At 39.8% G+C, this 12,601-nt stretch carries 9 protein-coding genes; 4 read left to right on the forward strand and 5 right to left on the reverse strand.

What is annotated here, in order from left to right; genetic code table 11:
• Nucleotides 1-164: 164 nt before the first annotated feature.
• Both AC6CHU_RS20565 and AC6CHU_RS20570 read right to left on the reverse strand, forming a co-directional pair.
• Nucleotides 165-2,846, reverse strand: a complete 2,682-nt coding sequence (locus AC6CHU_RS20565) for a hypothetical protein (protein WP_251282995.1) — start codon at nt 2,844-2,846, stop codon at nt 165-167.
• Between the two features lie 80 nt (nt 2,847-2,926).
• The gene (locus AC6CHU_RS20570) at nt 2,927-3,706 is read right to left on the reverse strand and encodes a CsxC family protein (protein ID WP_159866542.1); all 780 of its coding nucleotides are present in this window, start codon (nt 3,704-3,706) and stop codon (nt 2,927-2,929) included.
• A gap of 175 nt (nt 3,707-3,881) precedes the next feature.
• Between AC6CHU_RS20570 and AC6CHU_RS20575 the strand changes: the two genes are divergently transcribed.
• Both AC6CHU_RS20575 and AC6CHU_RS20580 read left to right on the forward strand, forming a co-directional pair.
• Nucleotides 3,882-5,069 (forward strand): ParM/StbA family protein, encoded by a 1,188-nt coding sequence (locus AC6CHU_RS20575; protein WP_159866545.1) that lies wholly within the window; start codon nt 3,882-3,884, stop codon nt 5,067-5,069.
• A gap of 11 nt (nt 5,070-5,080) precedes the next feature.
• A complete protein-coding gene (locus tag AC6CHU_RS20580; RefSeq protein WP_159866548.1) occupies nt 5,081-5,452 on the forward strand; it encodes a hypothetical protein in 372 nt (123 codons plus the stop codon).
• Between the two features lie 86 nt (nt 5,453-5,538).
• Here the strand turns inward: AC6CHU_RS20580 and AC6CHU_RS20585 are convergent, their stop codons facing one another.
• Nucleotides 5,539-6,153 (reverse strand): CotY/CotZ family spore coat protein, encoded by a 615-nt coding sequence (locus tag AC6CHU_RS20585; RefSeq protein WP_159866551.1) that lies wholly within the window; start codon nt 6,151-6,153, stop codon nt 5,539-5,541.
• An 830-nt stretch (nt 6,154-6,983) separates the two neighbouring features.
• On the opposite strand from AC6CHU_RS20585, the gene AC6CHU_RS20590 reads away from it, so the two are divergent.
• Nucleotides 6,984-8,357, forward strand: a complete 1,374-nt coding sequence (locus tag AC6CHU_RS20590) for an N-acetylmuramoyl-L-alanine amidase (RefSeq protein WP_498122676.1) — start codon at nt 6,984-6,986, stop codon at nt 8,355-8,357.
• A gap of 42 nt (nt 8,358-8,399) precedes the next feature.
• On the opposite strand, the gene trhA is transcribed toward AC6CHU_RS20590, so the two are convergent.
• Complete coding sequence (gene trhA, locus AC6CHU_RS20595; RefSeq protein ID WP_498122677.1) at nt 8,400-9,047, reverse strand: PAQR family membrane homeostasis protein TrhA; 648 nt, start codon at nt 9,045-9,047, stop codon at nt 8,400-8,402.
• 144 nt (nt 9,048-9,191) lie between these two features.
• On the opposite strand from trhA, the gene AC6CHU_RS20600 reads away from it, so the two are divergent.
• Complete coding sequence (locus AC6CHU_RS20600; protein WP_251282998.1) at nt 9,192-9,746, forward strand: DUF1836 domain-containing protein; 555 nt, start codon at nt 9,192-9,194, stop codon at nt 9,744-9,746.
• Nucleotides 9,747-11,577: 1,831 nt separating this feature from the next.
• On the opposite strand, the gene AC6CHU_RS20605 is transcribed toward AC6CHU_RS20600, so the two are convergent.
• On the reverse strand, nt 11,578-12,408 hold the full coding sequence (locus tag AC6CHU_RS20605; RefSeq protein ID WP_159866563.1) for an undecaprenyl-diphosphate phosphatase: 831 nt from the start codon (nt 12,406-12,408) through the stop codon (nt 11,578-11,580).
• Nucleotides 12,409-12,601 lie beyond the last annotated feature (193 nt).

The following is a 12,601-nucleotide window of genomic DNA, read 5'->3' on the forward strand; positions in this document are numbered from 1 at the left end:
AGTACCTTGTTTGGATAAGTGAGGTTAAATTGCTGAACGCAAATCCAAAATAAGTGGAAGTATTATGGGTTTTTGACAGGTTCGAAATGATTGACTCAGTATGTATAGCACTTGCCTTTTAAGTTAATACAAAAAGAGGATACCCTTTAAAAGATACCCTCACGTTATAGTTTTACATATTGCTCTTGGAAAAAGTCCAAACTTAATATAGCATTCCCTTGGATTTCCAGAATAGGCCCGGATCCGAGAGTATCATGCCAGACAACATGGATTTTTTTAAGCTCGCAGCAGATTTCTTCTGAAAATTGCTGAAAGAATTCACGATGAGCATTACTTCCACTTTCAGCTTGAAACATGTATTCGTTTTGGCTGACAGCCTCTGGAAGCACCGGAGGGGATAGCCAGCATAATTCCAGCGTATGTTCAATAGGAATTGCTATCTTCGCCAATTGCAGGGTATCATTATTTTCATAAATTATTTCTGCAAAAATCATCGCTCTTATAAATGCAATGTTTGATGGCAGCATAACCCGGCAGCGCAGTGAATCAACTGACCATTCGATTTTTTTTATTTCTTTGACCATAAATTCAACAGGGAGGCATTCAAATAGATTCATTTCTAATTCTGACTTTGCAACTATTACAGGTACTTTAATGATTGGTCCTGTCCGGCAGGGAGGGGCGACTTGCTGCTCGAAAACGCAATATTCACTTTTCTCATTCATTTCCTCTTCAGTGTTATCACACATACTGGATGACTCGCTATTAGAAAGGGGCATTTCTTCCACAGTATCTGATGAATCAAGCTCTGACTTGAACTTTTCAATAAGATTGCGGCTTTTATCGTCATTAATGTCATCATTCGCTTCACCTGGCGCAGCATCCCCATCTTCAACAATAGAAGGAGCCATTTCATCCTCAGTATCAGATGATTCAAGCTCTGACGTGAACTTATCGATTAGATTGCTGCTTCTATCGTTACTAATATCATCATCCACTTCACCCATATCAGCGTCTCCATCTTGAAAAATAGAAGGCTCCATTTCATCCTCAGTATCAGGTGAATCAAGCTCTGACGTGAACTTTTCAATAAGATTGCGGCTTTCATCGTTATTACCTTCATCATCCGCTTCACCTGAAGCAGTGTCTCCATCTTCAACAATAGAAGGGGGCATTTCATCTACACTATCAGGTGAATCAAGCTCTGACTTGAACTTTTCAATAAGATTGCTTCCTTTGTCATTTAGTAGTTCAACATCCATTTCACTTTGAGCAGCATCTCCATCTTCACTGTCAGTAAGGGCCATTTTATCCACGGTTTCAGGAGAATCACCCTCTGACGTGAACTTATCCATAAGATTTTTTTCATTTAAAACATTATCTTTTTCTACACCTTGAGCTTCTCCGTCATTAATGTAGTCATTTTCCTCCATCATGGAAGAAAAATCATTTAACAAGACCGATATCTTATGATACTTTTCATTTTCAGCATCTGCTCTATACTTTCGATATGAAATACCTTCCTCACTTATAATGGATGAAACCTGGTCACTTATATAAGATAATTCCTCCATTAACGAGAATAATTTTTCCTGAAGTGGAAGGAAAGAAGTATTTTTCGTTTCAGCTGGTAAATCACATTTTCGGGAGGAGCATTCTTGAGAGCCGTCCTGATCAAAATCATTAAGAATTTCTTTTTTTTCATCGGAGGATTCATGAACTCCAAAACAATAATCCATTTCCTGCACCGAAGAGGATGATTCTTCAAATTCAGCATATTTATCATAGTATTTTTCCATCATAAAGGAACTGGACTCACTACGGCCAAATGAATTATCAGCTTCGACTGAAAATAATTGATCCGGTTTAGATGGATCAATGTCCGATTCTGAAGAAGACGATTCCTCCAGCATTGAAACAAATTCACTCTCCAGTGAACGATCGTTATTTACTTTGGGATCATTATTAGAGTCTAGGGATTCATCAAACTGAACATTTTTATCCTGACTTTCTTCATTAAGTAATAAGCCTTTTTCCAAAGATAATTGAAATTCATTTATAGGTTCTTGCGGGTCCATTTTCCTTGAATTTGGATCATCTATATTAGTTAATGTTATTTCTTTATTAGGAACGTCAATGTTTGTTTGGTTAGAAGTTTCAAGGATTGCTGTAAACTCTTCTACCAAATCCACTACTTCATACTGGCTTGAACTGGTCTTTAAATCCAGCTGCTTTTCATGCTGAAGGAAAGAGGTATCCCTTTTGTCTTCATCGAAAGCACTTGTTCTTTTTTCAAATAGGGATATTTCTGCCTTATCTAATGCATTAATGCTGTTCTGGATTGGCAGAGTATTTTCTTTAGAGTAATGATCATAGCCAGGTTGGCCATTTTTTTCGATATCCTTATACCCAGTTTTATTTGTAAATTTACTTGGTAAGGAGGGAGACCAGCTGAGCATTGGAGAAAAAGGAGTCAGCATAGTCATTAAGCTTTTTGGAATACTTACACTTTTTTTATCGAGTATCTGACCATTTTCTTTTTTAGGTTTCGGCTGTGCAATCAATCCATCATCTAAAATTGAGTCTAAGGGATTTCTTTTATTACGGCTGACTTGCCTGTCTTCTAATTTTGGAGGTGTAAAAATAAATGGTGCTGAATCTCCTTTTGGCGAAAACAAAGGCTTTAGCTTCTTTACCTGTTTCCCTTCAGGCTTAGACTTCTTAGACTCACTTTCAATCATTTTGCTGTCCGGTTTCCCTTGCCCAGAATAATAATACATTTGCTGGGCAGTCTGCTTATTCATTCCTCTTTTAATATTATTAATTGGAGTATTGTCATTTCTCATGGTTCCAGGAAGGGGTGCTGTCTATAAAAGCAACCTCTCCAATCCCCTCCTTACCTTCAAGATTAATCATCTTCAAAGCGTTAATCGCAATGATCAAAACAATCATCATCATTAGTTGTGGAAGATACGCGGATCTGCTGTTTTTGCAGTACTTTTAAGGTTAAATCCAAAACCATTTTCTCCTCAACCTTTGTAAAAACACCTTCTCCTAATGGTGAGCAGTTGGGAAGTGGAGACCGGTCGATGGCTTCATCCCATTCTATTATTCTGCTTGAAATTAGTTCACAGAATGGAAGCTCGTTATAATGCTGGATACTTTCCTGGTGGAACTGGGAAAGGTCCTTTGTCTGCAGCTTATCTTTCTCGGGATGGCCTGTTGGCAAAGGTTTAGAAATAAGGAAGTCAAATTCCAATCTATTATTCATTTCCGGCATTTGAGGCTTTGTTAAGAATTTTTTAATCTCACTCACACAATGAAAGGGGATATCCACAGTGTATGAATGTATATCAGAAGCAATGCTTTTCCCCGTGTGCATTTCAATATCAGGGGATGGACTGGCATATTGAATGTTTTTCCGCACAAATCCTTTAATAAATAATTTATTTGTAGGCAGTAATAGTCTGCATTGTGTTAATTTAACTGTTTTCTTAATGTCCTTTATTTCCAGAACCGGCTCTGGAAACGTCAGTAAGGCATCTATATTTATTTGTAAGGTTAGCTCAGCCAGCACCACGGGTACCTTTGTAACAATTTTGCCGATGTTTACATGGGGATGATGTTCGATGCAGCTTTCACATTCACAATTATGAGTAATTGCCCAGCATGCATTCTCATGTTTATCTTTATGCGGTTCAGACATATTGGGGCCTCCTGAAGTCAAGATATAGCATAGTATGCGTGATAAATGACTATGTATGGGCACCTGCCCTATAGAAAAAAAGAGCCTTTAAAACTGAAGGAGAAAATTTTATAAAAAAAAGACGGGCACAACTGGACTCCTAACCCGCATAAGATTCAAGGAGGAGTGAGGGAAAATGGATAGAAGAAATTTTCTTGCGGTTGATATAGGGAACAGCTGGTATAAAGCAATGGCATCAGATAGCGGACAAATATCCGAGTACCAGCTTCCAAATGCAATTGCGCTTTTTGACAGCGAATTTTATGAAAAACCATATGATGATGAGGATACTATCCTTGAAGAGAATTTGATCGTTGAAGTAAAAAGCAGGGCCGTTAAGGAAAAAAGAGAAATATATTATATTGGATTGGGAGCTGCCAGACAAAAGGATGTTAGCTTAACTTCCTTCAATAATCAAAAAGTTGATGAGGATCGAACGTATGTTTTACTTTTCGGATTAGCAGCATATCATGCAGCCATTCAAACTCCTGATGAGCTGGAAATAAGCTATTCTGTCGATCAATTAGCTGTATCTCTGCCGACAACGCAATACAAAGAGCGTAAATCAGTATTTAAAGAGAAATTAGTCGGTTCACATACAATTATTTTACACAAAGTGCCTGGATTGGCTGATCCAAAAGAGCTGGAAGTTAAACTTAATATCAGAGATGTAATTATAGGGGCAGAAGGAGCCTGTGCCTACCTGGGTTTAACCAGGGATCAGGACACTCTGGGAATTAAAAACCATGAACTGGTTAAAGAATCCGAAAAAGGAATCATCATTGGAGATTTGGGCGGAGATTCTGTTGATTTTGTAGGAATAAAGCATAATAAACCGGTTGCTTCCATAGAAGGGGAACCTTTTGGAATAAATCAGTTTCTTGACCATATTATCCAGAAGGTTAGCAAAAATGAGCTATATCGTTTCGATTCACGGGCAGAGCTTGAAGAAAAATTGGCAGCGGGGATCTCAGAATGGTATGTGGAGCCCTTTGCAGGAGTAAAAAAGGACATCAGCAAATATATTATACCGCAGCTAAAATCTATGGCTGCAAAATACTTGGAGCATTTTGACAGGGTGCGGAGCAGTTCGAGGGAGATTAAAGGGGCAGTCAAGTATATTGCAGTGGGTGGTGCAGCCAAGCTGGCCCAAAAGCAGATACTCGAAGCTGCAGTGAAATGGTCTGATAGAGGCCGGCCAATTGTGCTAATGTTTCCTGAAGAAATGGAAAAGCTTAATGTTCAGGGTTTGATGATTCTGGCGAAAATGAATCAAATAAAAAAAGAAAAAGGAAATAGCACTGCCATTTCCGTAAATAGTTAGGGATGAAGCTAATGTCCAAAACATATACGGATTCTCTTAATAAAACTGCTATAACGATTTCCGAATCCTTCATAGATGTAAAAACGGGAAATACTATTACTGTATCCCCAAAAGTGGTGGAACAAATTAAATACCATTCAGCAAATCAGACTTTAATGCATCTGCTTTTATCAGCACTTCATAACTATCTGCATCCTAAATCAGCAGGCAGCAGCAGTGAAGTGATTTTAGCTGAAATAGCAGAATTAAAAAGGCTTATAGAGGGCGGGTCCATCACTTTGAATAGGAAAGAAAATCAGGAATATACAGTTAAGAATCAGACAGATGATGCAGATTTAGATTTAAAAGAAGTAGTCAACGTTCTGGAGGCTTTCGGGGGATAAAAGTAAAAAGGTGCACCTAATGAGGTACACCTTTTTTGTTTCAGTTTTTACTCTAGTTCCATCACAAGAAAAATACCTACAAGTCACTAAATGCGGACAGCAGGCAAGCAGGTTACGGCACAGAAGCATGAGAGATCCACGTTGATACAAATACCTGTACCAGCCAGGTCTTCAATATTTTCATGATCAATTTGGCTGCATGGAGAGCAAAAATCCTTTGAAGCGTGTTTGAAGGGATCTCTTGATGATTTGCAGTGCTTGAACGTTAATAATTCAAGAACTGCGCATTGACCATCAAATTCTTTTATTTTAAAAATAAAAGACGTAATACATGCAAACTTTTTCTCTTTTGAATGATGAGTAAATGCAGTCACTCCTGTGGCCTTAAATGGTTCACAGTCCCCACAATAGAGGATAAATGGGATCGTATTTTTCTTCGGCTTTTTGGATCCTGCCATGAGCCGATCAATGGAATCCTTACAGGATGTCTTGCAATCGTCCTCATCTCTTACCTTTCTCTGAGCTTTATCAATGGCTTCCAACACCTCTTCTACACAGTTTCTATGAAAATGGTGATGGAATTTATGATTATCACTATTTTTCTCCGGTTTCCAATGGCAATCGCAGTCGTATTCATGTTCATCGCAAAAATCATCGTGCTTTTCATGACCCTTATGATATTTCTTGCCGCACAAACCCATGAATTTTTCACTCCCCTAAAAATTATCTTCATCATTAGCATACGGCTGGAATGAATATATCGAGTGAGAATCTAGCCTATATAGCGGGAAAAAAATTTGATAAACAACTAATATTATAGAAATTTTAATAAAAACAATTGAACTAAAACTGAATAACAGGTCCAATCCCTTTTATTTCTAACAAACATATATTTATCGTAAATAAAACTAATTTAGAGGGGACTTGTGGAGAAGCAAATATGATAAGCAATTACCTATGACTCTGCAATTACGAAAGAATAGACGAAAATGGCAAGAACTGCGAACTTCATTTGAGACAGGGTATTGAAGTAACTACTGTTCCTCACCATTTGTCCGAACTTCAGCCGAAGTATGTACAAAAGGCAGGGATTATTTTATAAAATACTTGGAAACTGAAAACTACACTGTATTCAAATGGGAAATCCAAGACAGTGCCGAGATGAAAAAAGAAGTACCTTTTATACAATCTGAAAAAAGGGGACCACCACCTTATCCTGCTGGCCACGATGTCGATTTATTAACTTAAAGATGAGAATTTTAGGCTATTGTTTTACACGCTTAATATTAGTCCTGTTTTAACCGGTAAGAAAGCCCAAACCAGGCTTGCTGTTATGTACATAAAAACATGGTCTATCATCTTAAAAATTTGCTGGGCCTGACTAATGATAGAAATAGGTCATGTGTACAAGCCATATATGCTGTCTAACATATACTATTATTAGCAAGTATACTTGCTATGTTAGATTCATAAATTGGGATGCTCCAAAATTTTTAGCTATTGCACATAACTAATAAAAGGAGTGGAGACCATGAAGCTATATTTAGACCCTGGACACGGAGGTACAGACCCAGGCGCACAGGGGAACGGCATAAAAGAAAAGGATATTACACTTGATATCGCAAAAAATATAAAAAACATCTTACTTACTGTTTATCAGAATGTAGAAGTAAAGATGAGCCGTGAAAATGATGCGACTAAAAGTCTGAACCAAAGGACAACTGAAGCCAATAGCTGGGGGGCTGATTTTTACCTTTCTATTCACTGTAACGCTGCAAATGGAGCAGCGAGGGGGTATGAAGATTATATTCATAGCAGCTTAAGCAGCTCCTCGCAGACTGCCATTTACCAGAATATCATCCATGCGGAAGTCACCAAATTGAATAACCTCACTGATAGAGGTAAAAAGAAGGCAGATTTTCATGTGCTGCGTGAGTCGGCCATGCCTGCCCTATTATCTGAAAATGGTTTTATTGATAATCCGGCAGATGCCGCTCTAATGAAGGACCCGCTGTGGAGACAAAAAGTGGCGCAGGGCCATGTGAATGGAATCGTGAAAGCCTTCAACCTTAAAGCGAAAACAGCCGTTCCTCCAAATCCCCCAAAGCCAGCTGACCCAAGTAATCTGTACAGAGTTATAGCCGGTTCTTTTACTGATAGAAAAAATGCTGAGGAAAGGGCAGCCGCCCTCAAAAGCAAAGGCATTGAATCTGTTATAGCGGCTGCACAAATATCAGGAAAGGTCTGGTATCGGGTACAGGCAGGGGCTTTCAGTTCAAGGGAAAATGCAGAAAAACAGCTGGCAGCAGTGAAGAAGGCAGGAATATCAGATGCCTATATACAGTCTGACGCTCCACCGGCAGTCCCTTCTGAACCGGCAGGCTATTCCATTCTGGGAGTAACTCATTTATCACCAGAACATATGAACCAATATGCAAAACAGATAAATCCGAATGCCCCCAATTTAGGTTCATTCTATTCATCTCTCGGTGAGTATTATGGAATCAGAGGGGACGTGGCATTTGCACAGGCGATACACGAAACCAACTTTCTCCGATTTACCGGTGATGTTAAACCCGGCCAGAATAATTTCGCCGGAATTGGTGCAACAGGGAATGGTGCGGCAGGAGCAAGCTTCTCCACACAAGAAGAAGGCGTTTTGGCACATTTACAGCATTTATATGCTTACGCAAGCACACAGCCTCTACCAACGAAATACCCTCTGGTGGATCCGCGTTTCAGCTTCGTAAAAAGAGGTTCGGCAAAGATGTGGAGGGAACTGAATGGCAAATGGGCCGTACCTGGAACAAATTATGCTGAATCTATTATGAACATTTACAAAAATATGGTCCGATTTTCGGATCAAAAATTAGAAGCTGTTTTGAAGGAAATAGAAGGAATCTAATTAAAAAAGCGGACTGTACAGTGTCCGCTTTTTTTCTATTGATTAAATTACATACATGAACACACAAAGAAAATGAGCCATGCTTCCCATCAGGATGAAGATATGAAAGATCTCATGAAATCCCAAATGATGGAATTCAAGAAATTTTGGCTTAATAGCATAAATTACTCCGCCGATCGTGTAAAGGATGCCTCCCAGCAAAAGAAGCAGAACACCCGACAAGCGTAATGACTCAGAAAGAGGAGAAAAGGCGAACACGATAATCCATCCCATGGCAATGTATAATGCTGTTGAAAGCCAGCGCGGGCAGTTAAACCAGATCATTTTAAACAAAATGCCCGATAATGCAATAGCTGTAACAATTCCAAAAAGAACCCAGCCCGTTACACCATTTAAGGTGATCAGGCAAAATGGTGTATACGAACCTGCAATTAATACATAAATCATGGAATGATCAAGCTTTCGTAAAAATGCTATGACTTTATCTTTAGCGATGACCATATGATAGGCAGCTGATGCTGAATAAAGAAGCATCAAACTAATTCCAAAAATAACAACAGAGGCAATGGCAATCGGTGAAGAACTTGTTAATGAGGCTTTGATTACCATGGCAAGCAATCCGGCAAAGGATAAAATGGCTCCTGCTAAATGGGTTAGTCCGTTTATGGGCTCCCGGATGTATGAATTCATAAAATCTCCTCCTAATGTATCTTCATGTAGTTTTTATAACTACTTAATATAATATATACAAAACATCATCTGGTCAACATTTACATTCTGCGTTCATTTAAGTAAAATTTACATAACGATAAATGAAAGGTTTGAGGGATACCTATGGAATTGGAAAAACTTATTGCGGATAACCAAATTGAATTGGAAGATATCCCGCAGATAGATTTATACATGGACCAGGTAATTCAGCTGTTTGAAAACACCTTTGGCAGCACGAAGAGAAATGATGAGGAAAAAGTGCTTACTAAGACAATGATAAATAACTATGCAAAAGGGAAATTGTTTTTTCCTGTTAAAAACAAAAAATATTCCAAGGAGCACCTTATCTTAATTGCTTTTATCTATCAGCTAAAAGGGGCATTATCTATAAGCGACATTAAAAGCCTGCTAAATGACGTCAGCAGCAGGACTGCAAATGGAGAGATGAATCTGGACCATTTTTATCAGCTTTACCTGGATTTGGCGAAACTTAATGCCAATACCTTTGCGAAGGATTTGGAAAACCAGGCGAGCAGGTCGGCAGATCTAAATGAAGGGCAGCCAGCCAAGCTCGAAAAAGTTCTGCTGGCAGCTTCCATGGTGCACATGAGCAACTTATACCGAAAAGCAGCCGAACGCATTGTTGATGAGGTAAAGGATGAAGCGGATGATAAATAAGAAGTTGTGAAAACGAGGGCGGCTGGGAGATATTCTGGAAAAAATCCTCGGTTTTAGAAATTTCTCATTCGGGTTGTATTGAGGAGCCCTAGGTTAATGATTAGCTTTATTAAAAAACTATTTTTATCTTGAAATTGATAGGGGGACCAGTCCACGGTGTTTGAAGGTGATGCAGTTGGTTTGGACAAAGAGAGCTTGAAAAGGGGGATTTGAGTTGGAACTTGGGGTAACTTCGGACACCATAAGAGAGAATCCAGGGTTTTGTGTCAGAACCTGGGGGCATTTAGGACACAAAAAGGGAGATTTCTCGGTTTGTGTCCGAACCTTGAGCCACTTCTGACACTAAAAGGGCGATTCCTGGGCCTTTGTCAGAACCCGTGGTCACTTCCGACACAAAAAGGGCGATTCCTTGGTTCTCTGTCAGAACCTTGAGCTACTTCGGACACAAAAAGGGATAATCCTCGGTTTTGCGTCAGAACCTTGAGCCACTTTGGACACAAAAAGGGCGATTCCTCGGTTTAGAGTCAGAACCTAGGCCCACTTCGGACACAATAAGGGAGATTCCTCGGTTTTGTGTCAGAACCTTGAGCTACTTCGGACACTAAAAGGGAAAATCCTCGGTTTTGAGTCAGAACCTTGAGCCACTTTGGACACAAAAAGGGCGATTCCTCGGTTTAGAGTCAGAACCTAGGCCTACTTCGGACACAATAAGGGAGATTCCTCGGTTTTGTGTCAGAACCTTGAGCCACTTCTGACACAATAAGGGCGATTCCTCGGTTTTGTGTCAGAACCTAGGCCCACTTCGGACACAATAAGGGCGATTCCTCGGTTTTGTGTCAGAACCTAGGCCCACTTTGGACACAATAAGGGCGATTCCTCGGTTTTGTGTCAGAACCCAGGCCCACTTTGGACATAATAAGGGCGATTCCTCGGTTTTGTGTCAGAACCTTGAGCTACTTCGGACACTAACAGGGAGATTCCTCGGTTTTGTGTCAGAACCTTGAGCTACTTCGGACACAAAAAGGGCGATTCCTCGGTTTTGTGTCAGAACCTAGACCCACTTTGGACATAATAAGGGAGATTCCTCGGTTTTGTGTCAGAACCTTGAGCTACTTCGGACACAAAAAGGGAAAATCCTCGGTTTTGCGTCAGAACCTTGAGCCACTTCTGACACAATAAGGGCGATTCCTCGGTTTTGTGTCAGAACCTTGAGCTACTTCGGACACAAAAAGGGAAAATCCTCGGTTTTGCGTCAGAACCTTGAGCCACTTCTGACACAAAAAGGGCGATTCCTCGGTTTTGTGTCAGAACCTTGAGCTACTTCGGACACAAAAAGGGCGATTCCTCGGTTTTGTGTCAGAACCTAGGCCCACTTTGGACATAATAAGGGAGATTCCTCGGTTTTGTGTCAGAACCTTGAGCTACTTCGGACACAAAAAGGGAAAATCCTCGGTTTTGCGTCAGAACCTTGAGCCACTTCTGACACAAAAAGGGCGATTCCTCGGTTTTGAGTCAGAACCTAGGCCCACTTTGGACACAATAAGGGCGATTCCTCGGTTTTGTGTCCGATTTATTGAGCAACTTCACACACAAAAAGAATTGTATCTTACCCCAGACCAACTTCTGACACAAAAACCTGAAAACTTCATGTTCGGGTCAGAATTTAGAGCCGCCTCTAACAAAAAATAAAGGATCGAAAATCCAAAACCTCTGTTTTCAAATCCAAATCATCCTCTCACCTAAATAAACCAATAAAAACCCCATAAGCAATTAACCGCTCCATATGACCAAACAAACAAAAAACCCGGACCACCAAAGTCCGGGTTCATTTTTATAAAAATACGAAATAGATAACCCCAGCCAATACAATCCTGTAAATAGCAAAAGGAACTAGTTTAATCTTGCCGATAATTTTCAAGAAGAATCGGATTGAAATTAAGGCAAAAACAAAGGCACTGATGAAGCCTGCAATAAAGAACGGAAGCGCCTCAACTGAAAAGTATTCGAGATTCTTTATTAATGAAAGGAAACTTGCACCGGCCATGATCGGCACAGCCATAATAAAAGTAAAATCAGCTGCAGCCCGGTGTGAAAGGCCTAGCAGCACGCCACCGGAAATGGTGGAACCTGAACGGGAGAATCCTGGCCAAAGGGAGAAACACTGAATCAGCCCAATGGATAAGGCCTGTTTATAGGTGATTTGGTCAACCGATGTTGTTTTCGGGTCCTTGCTTCCAAAAATATCTGCAAAAATCATCAAAAATGCGCCAATAACCAAACCAATCAGTACAGTCTCTGTTGAAAACAGGTGTTCATCAATATAATCCTCAAACAAAACGCCAAGAATCCCTGCTGGAATTAACCCGACAATTACTTGAGACAGTTTCAGGCGATTTTGTTTTTCTGCAGAGCTTTTAGCCCGTTTTCCAAGACCGAGCATTTCAATGAAGCGGTCTCTAAAAATGATCACAACCGCTAAAATAGAACCGAGCTGAATAACTACTTTAAAGGTATTGGCTTCATATTTTGATAAAAACTCCTTTGTATTCAGCCACATATCATCCACAATAATCATATGTCCTGTCGATGACACTGGGGCAAACTCTGTCATACCTTCAACAAACCCCAATATAATTGCTTTCAAAATCATAATAAATTCCATAACTATTAAATTCTCCTTTTAATCTGATGCAATAAACTACATTTAATGATTATAAACCATTTGAGGCAGATAGGAACACTATTTTACAATGTAATATAAATGTAAGTCTCTATTAAAATGACGCAGAATTGGTTGCAGACCGAAGAATGACAGAGAGGAAGCGCCATTCAAGGGCTTCGATCACTTATTCACA

This window comes from Cytobacillus sp. GQ23 (assembly GCF_059758675.1).

What these genes read in the sequence shown, in the direction of transcription:
- AC6CHU_RS20565 (WP_251282995.1), bottom strand. Translation starts at nt 2,846, where the DNA reads ATGAGAAATGACAATACTCCAATTAATAATATTAAAAGAGGAATGAAT.
- AC6CHU_RS20570 (WP_159866542.1), bottom strand. Translation starts at nt 3,706, where the DNA reads ATGTCTGAACCGCATAAAGATAAACATGAGAATGCATGCTGGGCAATT.
- AC6CHU_RS20585 (WP_159866551.1), bottom strand. Translation starts at nt 6,153, where the DNA reads ATGGGTTTGTGCGGCAAGAAATATCATAAGGGTCATGAAAAGCACGAT.
- AC6CHU_RS20605 (WP_159866563.1), bottom strand. Translation starts at nt 12,408, where the DNA reads ATGGAATTTATTATGATTTTGAAAGCAATTATATTGGGGTTTGTTGAA.
- trhA (WP_498122677.1), bottom strand. Translation starts at nt 9,047, where the DNA reads ATGAATTCATACATCCGGGAGCCCATAAACGGACTAACCCATTTAGCA.
- AC6CHU_RS20575 (WP_159866545.1), top strand. Translation starts at nt 3,882, where the DNA reads ATGGATAGAAGAAATTTTCTTGCGGTTGATATAGGGAACAGCTGGTAT.
- AC6CHU_RS20590 (WP_498122676.1), top strand. Translation starts at nt 6,984, where the DNA reads ATGAAGCTATATTTAGACCCTGGACACGGAGGTACAGACCCAGGCGCA.
- AC6CHU_RS20580 (WP_159866548.1), top strand. Translation starts at nt 5,081, where the DNA reads ATGTCCAAAACATATACGGATTCTCTTAATAAAACTGCTATAACGATT.
- AC6CHU_RS20600 (WP_251282998.1), top strand. Translation starts at nt 9,192, where the DNA reads ATGGAATTGGAAAAACTTATTGCGGATAACCAAATTGAATTGGAAGAT.